The sequence below is a fragment of the Citrobacter sp. RHBSTW-00524 genome, from assembly GCF_013747755.1.
Lineage (GTDB): Bacteria > Pseudomonadota > Gammaproteobacteria > Enterobacterales > Enterobacteriaceae > Citrobacter > Citrobacter braakii.
On sequence record NZ_CP056421.1, the window covers coordinates 2,364,398 to 2,379,355 of the forward strand.

Annotated in this window: 15 protein-coding genes, 1 pseudogene and 1 other annotated feature; of the genes and pseudogenes, 5 read left to right on the top strand and 11 right to left on the bottom strand. The window is 52.0% G+C overall.

The features are described from left to right. Positions 1-24: 24 nt before the first annotated feature. Positions 25-1,485, bottom strand: coding sequence for a cardiolipin synthase (cls, locus tag HV229_RS11385; RefSeq protein WP_016156727.1), 1,461 nt, complete (start codon positions 1,483-1,485; stop codon positions 25-27). Positions 1,486-1,627: 142 nt separating this feature from the next. Between cls and HV229_RS11390 the strand changes: the two genes are divergently transcribed. Then, positions 1,628-1,801 (top strand): YciY family protein, encoded by a 174-nt coding sequence (locus HV229_RS11390; RefSeq protein WP_016153268.1) that lies wholly within the window; start codon positions 1,628-1,630, stop codon positions 1,799-1,801. A 51-nt stretch (positions 1,802-1,852) separates the two neighbouring features. Here HV229_RS11390 and HV229_RS11395 read toward each other — a convergent pair whose 3' ends face one another. Beyond that, positions 1,853-2,149, bottom strand: a complete 297-nt coding sequence (locus HV229_RS11395) for a YciI family protein (RefSeq protein ID WP_003020675.1) — start codon at positions 2,147-2,149, stop codon at positions 1,853-1,855. Between the two features lie 224 nt (positions 2,150-2,373). On the opposite strand from HV229_RS11395, the gene tonB reads away from it, so the two are divergent. Further along, complete coding sequence (tonB, locus tag HV229_RS11400; protein ID WP_094762092.1) at positions 2,374-3,090, top strand: TonB system transport protein TonB; 717 nt, start codon at positions 2,374-2,376, stop codon at positions 3,088-3,090. Between the two features lie 75 nt (positions 3,091-3,165). Here the strand turns inward: tonB and yciA are convergent, their stop codons facing one another. From yciA to HV229_RS26290, 4 genes and pseudogenes are all read right to left on the bottom strand, one after another. After that, entirely contained in the window at positions 3,166-3,567 is a 402-nt protein-coding gene (yciA, locus tag HV229_RS11405) for an acyl-CoA thioester hydrolase YciA (RefSeq protein ID WP_016153266.1), read from the bottom strand. 165 nt (positions 3,568-3,732) lie between these two features. Continuing rightward, positions 3,733-4,272, bottom strand: coding sequence for a septation protein A (locus tag HV229_RS11410; RefSeq protein WP_016153265.1), 540 nt, complete (start codon positions 4,270-4,272; stop codon positions 3,733-3,735). A gap of 54 nt (positions 4,273-4,326) precedes the next feature. Then, positions 4,327-5,070 (bottom strand): YciC family protein, encoded by a 744-nt coding sequence (locus tag HV229_RS11415; RefSeq protein ID WP_016153264.1) that lies wholly within the window; start codon positions 5,068-5,070, stop codon positions 4,327-4,329. 28 nt (positions 5,071-5,098) lie between these two features. Continuing rightward, positions 5,099-5,185, bottom strand: a pseudogene (locus HV229_RS26290) (YkgJ family cysteine cluster protein); the annotation flags it as partial. A 283-nt stretch (positions 5,186-5,468) separates the two neighbouring features. Here HV229_RS26290 and ompW point away from each other — a divergent pair. The 3 genes from ompW (at position 5,469) to HV229_RS11430 (ending at position 8,173) form a co-directional block, all read left to right on the top strand. Beyond that, entirely contained in the window at positions 5,469-6,107 is a 639-nt protein-coding gene (ompW, locus tag HV229_RS11420; protein ID WP_016153263.1) for an outer membrane protein OmpW, read from the top strand. A 132-nt stretch (positions 6,108-6,239) separates the two neighbouring features. Then, on the top strand, positions 6,240-6,515 hold the full coding sequence (locus HV229_RS11425; RefSeq protein WP_016153262.1) for a hypothetical protein: 276 nt from the start codon (positions 6,240-6,242) through the stop codon (positions 6,513-6,515). Between the two features lie 185 nt (positions 6,516-6,700). Further along, the gene (locus HV229_RS11430) at positions 6,701-8,173 is read left to right on the top strand and encodes a GGDEF domain-containing protein (protein WP_016153261.1); all 1,473 of its coding nucleotides are present in this window, start codon (positions 6,701-6,703) and stop codon (positions 8,171-8,173) included. Positions 8,174-8,205: 32 nt separating this feature from the next. On the opposite strand, the gene trpA is transcribed toward HV229_RS11430, so the two are convergent. Genes trpA through HV229_RS11455 form a run of 5 tightly spaced genes read right to left on the bottom strand, consistent with a single transcriptional unit; the run spans position 8,206 to position 14,735 of the window. After that, a complete protein-coding gene (gene trpA, locus HV229_RS11435; RefSeq protein WP_016156657.1) occupies positions 8,206-9,012 on the bottom strand; it encodes a tryptophan synthase subunit alpha in 807 nt (268 codons plus the stop codon). After that, positions 9,012-10,205: a tryptophan synthase subunit beta gene (gene trpB, locus HV229_RS11440; protein ID WP_003020645.1), complete on the bottom strand. Its 1,194-nt coding sequence runs from the start codon at positions 10,203-10,205 to the stop codon at positions 9,012-9,014. The genes trpA and trpB overlap by 1 nt, the downstream gene beginning before the upstream one ends. Before the next feature lie 10 nt (positions 10,206-10,215). Beyond that, positions 10,216-11,574 carry a bifunctional indole-3-glycerol-phosphate synthase TrpC/phosphoribosylanthranilate isomerase TrpF gene (trpCF, locus tag HV229_RS11445; protein WP_053388610.1) on the bottom strand — a complete coding sequence of 453 codons (1,359 nt, stop codon included), beginning with the start codon at positions 11,572-11,574 and terminating at the stop codon, positions 10,216-10,218. 3 nt (positions 11,575-11,577) lie between these two features. Then, positions 11,578-13,173 (bottom strand): bifunctional anthranilate synthase glutamate amidotransferase component TrpG/anthranilate phosphoribosyltransferase TrpD, encoded by a 1,596-nt coding sequence (trpD, locus tag HV229_RS11450; RefSeq protein ID WP_003020639.1) that lies wholly within the window; start codon positions 13,171-13,173, stop codon positions 11,578-11,580. Next, positions 13,173-14,735 carry an anthranilate synthase component 1 gene (locus HV229_RS11455; protein ID WP_181547588.1) on the bottom strand — a complete coding sequence of 521 codons (1,563 nt, stop codon included), beginning with the start codon at positions 14,733-14,735 and terminating at the stop codon, positions 13,173-13,175. The genes trpD and HV229_RS11455 overlap by 1 nt, the downstream gene beginning before the upstream one ends. Before the next feature lie 23 nt (positions 14,736-14,758). Beyond that, positions 14,759-14,853, bottom strand: a sequence feature (Trp leader region). Positions 14,854-14,958: the final 105 nt, after the last annotated feature.

A 14,958-nucleotide genomic window follows, 5' to 3' on the forward strand; every position in this document is an offset into this window, starting at 1 on the left:
TGTTTACTGTCTGATGGGCACGTTTTACAGCAACGGACTAAAGAAGTAAAACAGTCGCTCAGCGATCCGCTGCCAGAGTGGTCGTTTTACCCACAAACGGGCATCAAGCAGACGAGAACGCGAAATATAATCATCCTGTACTGCCGCGAGATCACCACCGAATCCGGCATCATCAATGACCAGCGTGATTTCAAAATTGAGCCACAGACTTCGCATATCCAGGTTAACGGTACCGACCAGACTCAGCTCGCCATCGACCAGTACGCTCTTGGTGTGCAGTAAGCCACCTTCGAACTGATAGATTTTAACGCCAGCCGCCAGCAGCTCAGTGAAAAAGGCCCGGCTTGCCCAGCCAACCAGCAGGGAATCATTCTTGCGTGGAAGAATAATACTGACGTCGACTCCGCGCTGCGCCGCTGTACAGATCGCGTGCAGCAGATCGTCGCTGGGAACGAAGTAGGGCGTGGTCATAATTAAATATTCACGCGCCGAATAAGCCGCGGTTAACAGCGCCTGATGAATCAAATCTTCAGGGAAACCAGGTCCCGAAGCGATTGTGTGAATAGTGTGGCCGCTGGCCTGCTCAAACGGCATGATATTGACGTCTGGCGGCGGGGGCAGAATGCGCTTGCCGGTCTCAATTTCCCAGTCGCAGGAATAGACGATGCCCATAGCGGTGGCTACCGGGCCTTCCATTCTCGCCATCAAATCCACCCATTGCCCGACGCCTGCATCTTGTTTGAAGAAACGCGGATCGACCATGTTCATGCTGCCGGTATAAGCAATATAGTTATCGATCATGATCATTTTGCGGTGCTGACGCAGGTCCATACGGCGTAAAAATACACGCATCAGGTTTACTTTCAGCGCTTCAACAACCTCGATACCCGCGTTACGCATCATCGCGGCCCATGGGCTGCGAAAGAACGCCACGCTACCCGCGGAGTCCAGCATCAGGCGGCAGTGAATTCCACGCCTTGCGGCAGCCATTAATGACTCGGCGACCTGATCGGCCATACCGCCTGGTTGCCAGATGTAGAACACCATCTCGATGTTGTGACGCGCCAGTTGAATATCACGGATCAATGCCTGCATCACGTCCTCTGAACTGGTGAGCAACTGCAATTGATTCCCTTTAACGCCAGCGATTCCCTGACGACGCTCGCACAGCTTAAATAAGGATGACGCGACGCTGCTGTTTTCCTGCGCAAAAATATGCTTACAGGCTTTAAGATCGTTCAGCCACTTGGCCGTTGACGGCCACATTGCCCGGGCGCGTTCGGCGCGACGTTTACCCAGGTGGAGCTCACCGAAGGACAGATAAGCAATGATCCCTACCAATGGCAGAATATAGATGATCAAAAGCCAGGCCATTGCGGAGGGCACTGCGCGTCGTTTCATTAGAATGCGTAATGTTACGCCAGCAATGAGTACCCAGTAACCCAGAATGACCAGCCAACTCACCACGGTGTAGAAGGTTGTCATAAATTTAAAAATCCTTTTGAAAGCGTATTGTTAAGAGTTTACGCATCAGGATTAATCTGGCAAATAAAAACACGGGAAAACCACTGGTCTGCATTCGGTGTGGCGTTATAATGGCCGCTCAGTGACTGAAAGAGTAGTAAACATGAAGCGTAGTAGAACGGAAGTGGGACGCTGGCGGATGCTGCGTCAGGCTAGCCGCCGTAAAGCACGTTGGCTTGAAGGACAATCGCGCCGTAATATGCGTATCCATACCATCAGAAAGTGTATTCTTAACCATCAACGTAACTCGTTGCTGTTTGCGATCCACAACATCTGATCTCAAAAGGGCACCGCTGGCGGTGCCCAATGTCTGCTTTTCGTTTTGTTTTTAAAATACTTTTTTGTACGGTTTTACTGAAACCTGCGCGTAAACACCTGCCGCCACGTAGGGATCGGCTTCCGCCCACGCCTGCGCGGCTTCTAAAGATTCAAATTCTGCAATCACCGTTGAGCCGGTAAAGCCTGCGGCGCCCGGATCGTTACTGTCAACCGCTGGCATAGGACCCGCCGTGAGCAAACGGCCTTCGTCATGAAGGAGTTGCAGACGAGCCAGATGAGCAGGGCGTACGGAAAGACGTTTTTCGAGAGAGTCTGCGATATCTTGAGCGTAAATAACGTACAGCACGGGTAGAGCTCCTTGAACGGTAAAAGGTCATATTTACGTTATTGGAAAGGCCTGGTAACTGCAACGGAAAGATAACTAATATGTTAAGGCCATACTTTGAAAATGGTTTTTTATCATAAAATCGCGTTTTAAATGCCAGTTAGCTTCACGGTCTTATTGAATATGATTGCTATTTGCATTTAAAATCAGGGCCTGGTTTTTTTACTGAAACGATTATGACTTCAATGACCCTTGATTTACCTCGTCGCTTTCCCTGGCCTACGTTACTTTCTGTCGGCATTCATGGTGCTGTAGTGGCAGGTTTGCTGTATACCTCGGTACATCAGGTTATTGAACTGCCTGCGCCAGCGCAGCCGATCTCCGTTACGATGGTTGCGCCTGCCGATCTTGAACCGCCTCAGGCCGTTCAGCCGCCGCCGGAACCTGTCGTCGAGCCTGAACCGGAGCCAGAACCGATCCCCGAACCGCCAAAAGAAGCGCCGGTAGTGATTGAGAAACCGAAGCCCAAGCCTAAACCGAAGCCAAAACCGGTGAAAAAGGTGGAAGAGCAGCCGAAGCGTGATGTTAAACCAGCAGAGCCTCGTCCGGCATCCCCGTTTGAAAATACGGCGCCTGCGCGTCCAACAACCAGTACCGCTCCGGCAACCACTAAACCGGCGGTGAGCGTACCATCGGGTCCGCGAGCCTTAAGTCGTAATCAGCCTCAATATCCGGCACGTGCACAGGCGCTGCGCATTGAAGGCCGTGTGAAGGTCAAATTTGACGTGACCTCGGATGGCCGGGTTGAAAATGTGGAAGTTCTGTCCGCACAGCCTGCGAATATGTTTGAGCGTGAAGTGAAAAATGCGATGCGCAGATGGCGTTATGAAGCCGGTAAGCCTGGTTCCGGGCTGGTGGTGAATATTGTTTTCCGCCTGAACGGCACAACACAGATCGAGTAAGCATCAGGCCGGATTTGGCGTTACGCCGCCAAATCCGGCAGAATGATTGCCGGATGGCGATGCTTGCGCGTGCTATCAGGCCAGGGAGGGAATCGGCCGCGGTTTACCGTCTTTATCAACGGCAACGTAGATAAACAGGGCTTCGGTAGCTTTATAGCGCTGGCCGATAGGTTCTGAAGCGACTTTCTTCACCCAGACTTCAATATTAATGCTGATCGAGGTCGTCCCGCGTTTCACGCAGCGTGCATAGCAACAAACCACATCGCCCACGGCAACCGGGCGCAAAAAGCTCATTCCTTCAACCCGCACCGTTACCACGCGACCATGTGCGATCTCTTTGGCCTGAATAGCGCCACCTATATCCATTTGTGACATCAGCCAGCCGCCAAAAATATCACCGTTTGCGTTGGTATCGGCAGGCATAGCCAGAGTGCGTAAAACCAGTTCGCCCTGGGGAGTGTTATTCGTTGTTGTCATTGTAGAACCGACTATAGAGAAAGATTACAGGCGCGATGCTACTAGAATTTACGCGCTGAGAACAGAGGGGATGCGGCCTGCGGGGCGGAAGTACGCCAGGTTGATGGCAACAAGGAACGCGAAGGGATAAAAATTCGCCAGATCCGGAGATCTGGCGAGCATTTATTACGATTTATCTTCCTGCGGAAGGTGGCGGTAAATATAGACTCCGCTCAGTAACGTAAATAGTAAAGTCAGGGCGGTCAGGCCGAATACTTTAAAGTTGACCCAAATATTCTGCGGTAGCCAAAACGCGATATAGATATTCGCCAGACCGCACAGGATAAAGAAGACGGCCCAGGCGAAGTTAAGTTTTGTCCAAACCGGCTGTGGCAAGCTCAGCTCTTTACCTAACATGCGCTGAATCAGCGGCTTTTTCATTACCCATTGGCTAACCAGCAGCGCACCGGCAAACAGCCCGTAAATCACCGTTACTTTCCACTTAATGAATTCATCATTGTGGAAGAAGATGGTCAGGCCACCGAACACGGCTACCAGAACAAAAGTGATCAATGCCATCTTCTCGACCTTGCGATAGCGGACCCAGCTGTAAATCAAAACCACAGCCGTCGCAACAATCAGCGCCGAGGTCGCCGCGTAGATGTCATAGAGCTTATAAAAAGCAAAAAAGACAACCAGCGGTAAAAAATCAAGAAACTGCTTCATTCTTCGATTCCGTCATCAAAAGCACCGGGTACAAGCCCGGAATGCGTTCAGGGTTTATTGGCGAATTAGCATGTACAGGCGGAACAAATAGATCAGCAACACGGCGGAGATCATATTGCTCAGCGTATTCGCCAATACCGCGCCTACATTTGGCGTAAGTACCGCAAAACTTGGCGCAAAAAGCAACAACAACGTTTTTGCCAGCAGCCAACCGATCACTGCTGGTGCAACCAGGCGCATATTCGACCACGCCAGACGCATACTGTTGCGCATCGCGGCAAAGACACCCATTTTGTCCTGTACTAACATCACCGGTGCAAGTGCCAGCAGGATAGCCAGCAGAATACCGGGTACCACCACCAGCATAATACCGATTTGCACCAGCAGAGTAGTCAGAAAAATCAGAATAAACAGCTTCGGCAAAACCGGCGCGCTGGCACCGATGGCGCGTAATGCGCTGACCCGATGACCGGCTGAAATCAGCTGAATCATCAGGATAATGCCTCCGGCGAGGATGGCATTACCAATCAGACCGGAAAACGTCGACGCCGCGGAAGCGCGTAGCAAAATTTGCTGTTGCTCCGGGGTCATGTTTTGCACCAGATCGAACAATCCCACGCTGCTGGTTAACTGATCGCCTTCACTAAGTTGTGCAATTTGTGCGTCGGTGGGAGAAAAGGCATGCCCTAACACCACTGTGATAAACGCGCACAACAACGATACCAGCAAGATGGTAATGAATTGATTACGGAAAAAGTTTCCCGTGTCACGGTAAACGGATTTCGCCGTGATAGACATGCACTCTCCTTGAGTTTTGCAGGTGTTCATTTGTGGGCAATTGTACCCTGGATAACTCTACAGTGGCAGCATCGCGCGGTGTATGGAAAAGCATATCTTTGTAAAGCCCCGGTAATTTTTGACTATGACTTCAGCGTCATGCAAGAACGTTGGTTGTTCTCTGCGCATCACGAACAAATAACCATCGCTATTCTGCAACGGAGGTCAGGTACTTGCGTGGCGAAAATATATCAAAATTGATCTGAATTAGGTTAACCAGGATTTTGAATGCAAGTTCTAACTTAATCTGGATCAATAAATGTTAAATTATCAAAGTCAATGTGATCCAGGTTAGATCACTTATTACTCCAATGTGGGTATATTCGTTCCGCTTTTATAACCATAACGATGGAGCGGACATGAAAAAATTAACAGTTGCAGCAGTGGCTTTAACAACTCTTCTCTCTGGTAACGTATTTGCGCATGAAGCCGGAGAATTCTTTATTCGTGCAGGTTCTGCCACCGTCAGACCGACGGAAGGCGCGGGTGGTACGCTGGGGAGCCTGGGTGGCTTTGATGTCAGCAATAACACGCAGTTGGGTCTGACATTTACCTACATGGCAACCGACAATATCGGTGTTGAATTACTGGCAGCCACGCCGTTCCGCCATAAAATTGGCACTGCCACAACAGGTGATATTGCGACCGTTCACCATTTACCACCAACCTTAATGGCACAGTGGTATTTCGGCGATTCCAGCAGCAAACTGCGTCCGTACGTTGGTGTCGGTGTGAACTACACCACCTTCTTTGACGAAGGCTTTAACAATAACGGCAAAGAAACCGGTTTATCTGACCTGAGCCTGAAAGACTCCTGGGGCGCAGCAGGGCAAGTGGGTATGGACTATCTGATTAACCGCGACTGGCTGATTAACATGTCGGTCTGGTACATGGATATCGACACCACCGCGAGCTACAAACTGGCTGGCGCGCAGCAGCATGACAGCGTACGCCTCGATCCGTGGGTGTTTATGTTCTCCGCGGGTTATCGCTTCTAAGTCCGTGATTAAAATACGGAAAAGCTGATCGTTCCACGGTCAGCTTTTTTATTACCAGTTTATTTCTTCCTGCCTTTCTCCCCGTCGATGTAATGCTACTCTTTAAGCAAACTGGCTTTGAGGGCATTGACGATGATGTTGACTCGCCACCTGCTACAACAAAAAATCACACTTTTGGAACCATTCACCGGAGATGAAACGGCAGAGTTCGCCGTGAGTGCCGCGCGTGACTTATTGAATTTTATGGATAAAATTGAAGTGCTGGAGAAACGCATTGCGACTCCGGTTAAACTACCTTATTGCAGCGCCAGTCCTGTTTGTGAGATTGAAGCGGGCTATGCCGCAGGCGTGAGCGATTGTCGTGAGGCCATTCGTCGGGCGGGGTATCCGATTGAGGGTGATGATTAGTTTGCATTCATGTTAACAAAAATGTGCTTTTATTGTATAAATCTGTAACTTTAGCGCACACAACGGCGGGCTTCTAAGGCATCAGCTTAGGGACGGTTAACATTCTCAATCAACATACAGCGCAGTTATGCAACGACAGAAACGGGTAACCGGTTTGGCAATATGTTAACTATCAGGGTGAACTCGTGAAGATTGTGCAGGACAAGCTCAGAAACAGGCAGGCACTGCTGGTATCAGGGCTCATTACGTTGATATTTACGTCGTTGTTTCTGTTTATAATTTATGAGCAGCGGATGGCTGCAGTCAGTGACGGTGTTAACCGCATGCAAGCGCGCATGATGGACATTTTTAACGATAATGAGTTGATCGCCGATGCGATTGGTGAGCGCTATCACCATATTAAATCGGGTGAGCAATGTGGCGATATTTCACAATTTGTTCCCCGCAATGAGATTGAATGGGGAATTAACGCCGACCCAAAGCGTCTGCATTCGGTAACGGGGACAATTATTGCCCAGCAAGCCAGCCACAACGCGCTGTGTATGTATACGGCGGCGGAGTTTATTCGCGGTATGGTTAATGAGCTAAATCCGGGCAGCTTCGATGCACATCGTTATATTATCGCCAAAAATTCAGATTATTTTTACTGGTTTATGGCTTCCGATTCGCGCAACTTCAGTTTCTCAAATTCTGAAATGGCGCGGGATCTCACCAACTTTTTCTATCCGCCGGTCGATTTCTATACCCGACTGTTGCAAAAAAACGTCAAAAACAAAGCCCTTAGTTCAACGAACTTCTATACCGATAAAATTACCGGTGAAAAAGCTTACAGCGTGGTGAGCTATATCTACGATCTGTCTGGCAAAGAGATATCAGACCAAATCGTGGCCTATCTGGTTTATGACCATTCAAAGCCCGAATTGCAGGAAGCGTTGGCTCAAGCATTTGACTACCAGCTCCCACCAGAGCTGAATGTGGAATTGGTAAATTTGACCAACAATGAAAGTCTCTGTTTATCCGGTAAATGTACAGGTCAATCCCGTTTTTTAGTGCGCAATTTTTCGGAGAAATATGCGCTGCACTATTCGCTTTCATTAGGCCGTTTTATGACGCGCGATACCCATGCCGGGATCGTGATCCTGCTGGCGCCGTTCTTTTTCATCATGATTAGTTTCTCGCTAAAATCATGGCTAAACGAAAGCGACCTGAAGGTTTATATAGACACCCTGACCGGTTGCTTTAATCGCCGAATACTCGACATCATCAAGCGCCGTGATTTATCCCACTGTTCGGTGGTGCTACTGGACTGCAATAAGTTCAAGGCCGTCAATGATACCTGGGGTCACGCGGCAGGCGATCGTGCGCTGCAAATTATCGCCAACAGGATGTTATCAAACACCCGCACCAGCCACGATATTGTGATTCGTACCGGCGGGGATGAATTTATGATCCTGCTGTTTCGCTCGCAGGCAACTGATGCCATCGCAATTGCTCAACGTATCAGCGGGCAGGTGACCAGCCATGTGTTTGTAGTGGACGGTCATACCGTGCCATTGTCAGTATCGTGGGGGATTGCAGAGGTGAACGGTGAACTGGATGTGGCTATTCAGAATGCAGATAGCGCCATGTATAAAATGAAGCACACGAAAGAAGCGTAAAACCGCCAGAAGTCTCTGGCGGTTGGTTTAGCTTACTGCCGGGTGGCGGCTTTCATCGCGCTGACAAAAGCTTTCAGCTCAGCCAGCATCTGTTCCGGTGCCGCAACATTTTTCTCAATGATTTTCACTATTGCCGAGCCGGAAATAGCGCCAGCAGCGCCAGCGTCAATCGCGCCGGTTACCTGTTCAGGTGCAGAGATACCAAACCCCTGTAAAGAAGGCGGAGCATCATATGCTTTCAACTTTTCGACCAGGTGATGCAGCGGTAATGCCGCTCGATTTTCTGCACCGGTCACGCCCGCACGCGAAAGCAAATAGGTATAGCCGCGGCCATGAGAGGCTATCTGGCGCAGCAGTTCTTCATCAGCGTTCGGTGGGCAGATAAAAATTGGCGCAATGTTGTGGCGGAGCGCCGCAGCTCTGAATGGCGCGGACTCTTCAACGGGAACATCGGCTACTAACACGGAATCCACGCCAACTTTTTCACACTGGGCGTAAAACTCGTCAATGCCCTTGCTAAACACCAGGTTGGCATACATCAGCAAGCCAATGGGAATCGTAGGGTGCTTCTGGCGAATCAGCGCCAGCATTTCAAAGCATTGCGACGGCGTGACGCCGGCGGCAAACGCACGCAAGGTGGCTTCCTGAATGGTTGGACCGTCAGCCAGCGGATCGGAGAACGGAATACCGAGCTCAAGGGCATCGGCACCGGCTTCAATCAGCGTATCAATGATTTTCAGTGACTGCTCAACAGACGGATCGCCCAGGGTTACGAAGGGGACAAAAGCACCTTCTTTGCGGTCCTTCAGCTGTGCAAACAGGTTTTCGTAACGTTCCATCAGATTTCCCCTCGCGCTTTCAGAATATCGTGTACGGTGAAAATGTCTTTGTCGCCGCGACCGGAGAGATTAACCACCAGTAACTGCTCTTTTTCCGGGTTTTCACGCATCATTTTCAATGCGTGTGCCAGGGCATGGGAGGACTCCAGCGCCGGAATAATCCCCTCGTGCAGACACAGCGTTTTGAAGGCCTCAAGCGCTTCGTCGTCGGTGATCGAAACATAATCGGCGCGACCAATGCTGTTCAGATACGCATGCTGCGGCCCGACAGACGGGAAATCCAGCCCCGCGGAAATAGAGTAAGACTCTTCAATCTGTCCTTCTTCGGTCTGCATCATCGGGGACTTCATGCCGAAGTAAATCCCGACACGACCATGCTTCAACGGTGCGCCATGTTCCCCTGATTCAATCCCATGGCCGCCAGGCTCGACGCCAATCAGACCGACGCTGGTTTCATTAATAAAGTCCGCGAACATACCGATGGCGTTAGAACCGCCGCCCACGCAGGCGATAACCGCGTCCGGCAGGCGACCTTCTTTTTCAAGGATCTGCGCTTTAGTTTCCTCGCCGATCATGCGCTGAAATTCACGAACAATGGTCGGGAAGGGATGTGGACCTGCCGCCGTACCGAGCATATAGTGCGCGGTATCGTAGCTGCCAGACCAGTCGCGCAGCGCTTCGTTACAGGCATCTTTCAGCGTTGCAGAACCGCTGTGAACCGGGATAACTTCAGCCCCCATCAGACGCATACGGAAAACGTTTGGCGACTGGCGTTCAACGTCTTTTGCACCCATATAAATACGGCATTTCAGCCCCAGCAGTGCGCTGGCGAGAGCTGATGCAACACCGTGCTGGCCCGCGCCGGTTTCGGCGATGATCTCCGTTTTCCCCATACGCTTCGCCAACAAAGCCTGGCCCAATACCTGGTTGGTTTTGTGCGCGCCGCCGTGCAGCAAATCTTCACGTTTGAGATACAGCGTAGTGTTGGTGCCTTGAGTAATGTTCTGGCATTTGGTCAGGGCAGTTGGACGACCAGCATAGTTTTTCAGCAGGTCTGTAAACTGCGCCTGAAATTCAGGATCCTTTTGCGCGCTGACAAAAGCTTCTTCCAGCTGGCGCAGGGCAGGCATCAGAATCTGTGGCACATACATACCGCCAAATTCACCAAAATACGGATTGAGTAATGTTGTCATGTCCTTTTCCTTAATATGCGCGCAGCGTCTGAAAGACCGAAGCCAAAAGACGTGCATCCTTGATGCCCGGCTGTGACTCTACGCCAGAATTGAAATCGAGACCGGCACAGCCGGTTTTTGCCGCGTCAACGCAGTTATCAGCGCCGAGTCCGCCAGCCAGTAAAACGTTATCCAGCGATTGTCCGCCTAAAAGTGACCAGTCGAAGCGTTGACCGCTGCCTCCCTGGCCATTGTCGAATATGTATTTATCGACGTGCTGATAATCACGGGCTGGCAACGTTTCACTGACGCTTAACGCCTTCCAGATTTGCACCTGTTCGGGGAGCGCGTCGCGCAGGGCGTCAACATAGGCCTGGTCTTCGCTACCATGCAATTGCACGGCTGTTAGCCCCAGAGCCGCCGCTGTTTCGCGCACGTCGGTGATCTCTGCGTTGCGAAACACCCCGACATATTGCAGCGGTGCGCCGGTCATGACCTCGCGCGCGTGTTCAACGCTGACCGCGCGTGGCGATGTGGACACAAAAATCAACCCGCCGTATATGGCACCCGCTTCGTATGCCGCGTTTGCATCCTGAGGCCGGGTTAAACCGCAGACTTTATTTTCGCCGAGCAGAACGCGACGCACGGCAGCATGCAGATCATCATGCGACATCAACGCAGAGCCAATCAGAAAACCGTTGGCGAAGTGGCTGAGTTCTCGCACTTGACCATAGGTATTGATACCGGACTCGCTGATGACGGTTACGCCATGACCCAGTCGCGGCGCAAGTTGGCGGGTGCGATTCAGATCAATCGACAGGTCGCGTAAATCACGGTTGTTGATACCGACGACTTTGGCGCCCAGTGCGATAGCTCGCTCCAGCTCTTCATCGTTACTGACTTCGGTCAGTACGCCCATTTTCAAACTGTGGGCGACGGCGGCGAGTTGACGATATTGCTCATCATCAAGCACCGACAGCATCAGCAGACAGGCGTCCGCCTGATAGAAGCGCGCCAGGTAAATCTGGTAAGGATCGATAATAAAGTCCTTACACAGAATCGGCTGCGGTGCGATGCGGCTGACGATGGGCAGGAAATCAAAGCTCCCCTGAAAATATTTCTCATCGGTCAGTACGGAAATCGCAGAAGCATATTGTTTATATACGCCCGCAATCTGTGCCGGGTCGAAGTCATCACGGATCACGCCTTTTGACGGAGACGCTTTTTTGCACTCCAGAATAAAGGCGGTGCGTGCACCTTGCAGCGCATCGTAGAAATCACGAGAGCTGGGTTGAACATCATTCTGAAAGCTGGCCAGCGGTTGTTGCTGTTTGCGGGCTTCTACCCAAATCGCCTTGTCTGCGACAATTTTCGCTAAAACGGTTTGCATCATTTACCCTCTTGCTGCCAGTGCAGTGACACGGTCATAGGCCGCGCCGCTGCGCAGTACATTAATCACGGTTTGCGCATTGGCTTTTAAATCTTCTTCACCGTGCAGGCGCATTAACATGGCGACATTCGCGGCAACAGCAGCTTCATGAGCGGCTTCACCTTTACCTTGTAACAAGCGACTAAGAATGTCACGGTTTTCTTCCGGCGTGCCGCCAGCCAGCTGTTCCTGGTGGTAAGGCGTCAGGCCAAAGTCTTCTGCCGTCAGTTGATAGCTCTTGATTTCGCCATCATGCAGCTCCGCCACAATGGTCGGTGCATGCAGCGAAACTTCATCCATGCCGCCGCTGTGCACCACGGCTGCCCGCTGATACCCCAACACGCGCAGCGTTTCGGCAATTGGCAGCACCAGTTCCGGACTGTAAACGCCGATCAGCGCCAGCGGCGGATGTGCCGGGTTAATCAACGGGCCGAGGACGTTAAACAGCGTACGGGTTTTCAACTGTTGGCGTACTGGCATAGCATGGCGAAAACCGGTGTGGTATTTCGGCGCAAACAAGAAACACACACCGAGGTCGTCAAGTGCCTGACGGGATTTATCGGCGTTCATATCCAGATTGATGCCAAAAGCCGCTAACAGATCCGAAGAGCCCGACTTGCTGGAGACGCTGCGGTTGCCGTGTTTGGCGACTTTCAGTCCGCAAGCGGCCGCCACAAAGGCGCTGGCGGTGGAAATATTGATACTGTTGCTGCCATCACCGCCGGTACCGACAATATCGGCAAACAGATAATCAGGCCGCGGGAACGGGGCGGCGTTTTCCAGCAGCGCGGTTGCCGCACCGGCAATTTCATTCGGGTGCTCGCCACGAATTTTCATGCTCACCAGCGCCGCAGCCAGTTGTTCCGGCTTCAGTTCACCGCGTACCACGGCGGAGAAAAGCTGGTGGCTTTCCTGCTGAGACAGCGTCTGGGCCTGATACAGTTTCTCCAGAATAGGTTGCAGCGTATTAGTCTGTTCGAGTTTCTGTTGCGCCCAGGCCAGCGTTTGCTCCAGCAGACGTGCGCCCTGGGTGGTCAGAATGGATTCTGGATGGAACTGGAAGCCACATACGCGATCGGTATCGTGACGTACCGCCATCACCATGCCGTTAAAGTGGGCGTTGATGGTCAATCCGGCCGGAACGTTGCTGCCAACCAGCGAGTGATAACGCGCCACCGGCAGCGGATTTGCCAGACCGGCGAACATTGCCTGACCGTCGTGTTCAATGCTGGACGCTTTGCCGTGCAGGATTTCCCCCGCCTGTCCCACGTATCCACCATAGGCCTCGACAATGGCCTGATGCCCCAGACAAATACCGATGATCGGCAGCTTGCCGCGCAGGCGGGTTAACAGCTCCGGCATGCAGCCCGCTTCGCTTGGCGCACCTGGACCTGGAGAGAGCATCAGCACCGGATTTTTCATGGTCGCTAAGCGGTCTATTAATGTCTGGGCCGGAATATGGTTGCGGTAAATCACCACGTTATGACCGTTAGTACGCAGCTGATCTGCCAGGTTATAGGTAAAAGAGTCGATATTATCGAGCAGCAGAATGTCAGCCATTAGAAGGTCTCCTGTGCGTGGTGTGCGGTGGCGATAGCACGCAGAACCGCACGCGCTTTATTACGGGTTTCATCGGCTTCTGACTGCCCAACGGAATCCAGAACAATTCCGGCGCCAGCCTGTACGGTGGCAATACCGTCTTCCACGAGGGCGGAACGAATCACAATACAGGTATCCAGATCGCCATGGGCCGTGAAGTAACCTACTGCGCCGCCATAGCTGCCGCGACGACGGCCCTCGGCCTCGGCGATAAGCTGCATGGCGCGAACTTTCGGCGCTCCGCTTAGCGTACCCATGTTCATACAGGCTCGGTAAGCATGCAGCACATCCAGATCGCTACGCAGCTCGCCGACTACGCGGGAAACCAGGTGCATAACGAAGGAATAACGATCCACTTTGGTGAGGTCAGCAACGTAGCGGCTGCCGGGCGTACAGATGCGCGCCAGGTCGTTACGCGCAAGGTCTACCAGCATCAGGTGCTCGGAAAGCTCTTTATGATCGGTACGCATCTCCAGCTCAATACGGCTGTCGAGATCGCGGTCCAGTGACCCGTCCACACGACGACCGCGTGGGCGGGTCCCGGCAATCGGATAGATTTCAATCTGCCGGCTGGTGGCATCGTATTTCAGCGAGCTTTCCGGAGAGGCGCCGAACAGTGTGAAATCGTTGTCCTGCATAAAAAACATGTACGGGCTGGGGTTACTTTTCTTCAGCACATAGTAGGCCGCCAGCGGTGACGGGCAGGGCAGCGAGAAACGACGGGATGGAACCACCTGGAAAATTTCGCCAGCGCGAATGGCCTTTTGCATACCACGAACTACGGCGGCAAACTCTTCATCGCTCTGATTGCATTCGCAGCGCATGTGCGGAACTTCAGTAACGGGCAGCGGCGGCGCAGGTTCGGTAAGCTGCTGGCTCAGTTGCGCCAGACGGGCATTAAGACGCTGTTTTTCTGCATCGCTGGGGGTAAATATGCTGGCCTGAATGCGGGTGCTTTTCTTCTGATGGTCGATGACCATGAGCGTTTCTGCCAGATAGAAGCAGTAGTCAGGGCAACGGTTGCCCGCTTCAAGCTGAGGTAAATCTTCAAAACCGGCAACCAGGTCGTAGGAAAACAGACCGCCGAAGAACATCGCTTCACGTTCTTGCGCAGGAACATTAACCAGCTCCTGCAATAAACGGAAGGCATCAAATACGGAAAGGGAACATAAGCGGGCGTCTTCATCCAGCAGCGGGCTAACGGCAGGGAATCGCAGATGGCGACCATTCGGCTGTTGTTTGTTCTCAACACCCGCTGGCAGGGCAGCATCCAGCAGCGGCAGCAGCGATGCGCCGTTAGCGGATAATGCCTGAATGGTGACAGTGTCACCGATGGCGGTAATGCGTAATGCACTGTCGACCAGCAGCAAGCTCTTCAGATCGTCTTTGCTGTCGATATCGGCAGATTCCAGCAGCAGCGTTGCCGGACGTGCGCCACACACCTGATGAAACAGCGCCGTCGGATTTTCACGGTAGGCGGCATCGCAGGCAAGCAGTTCGAGTGTCGGTTTTTGTGTTTGCATCGTTATTCTCATTAATTTTGTTCAAAAAAAAGCCCGCTCATTTGGCGGGCCGGGTATCTGGTTGCATATTGCAGACGTAAGACACTGCCCGAAATCAGGAAGTGCGCCACCAACCGTGCAGAACCAATGTTGCTTTCATCTCAGATACCTTCTTCATGTGAACTTGCGTACTAGTTAACTAGTTCAATGGAATAAAGTCAACAGCTGATTTCAGTATATTTGT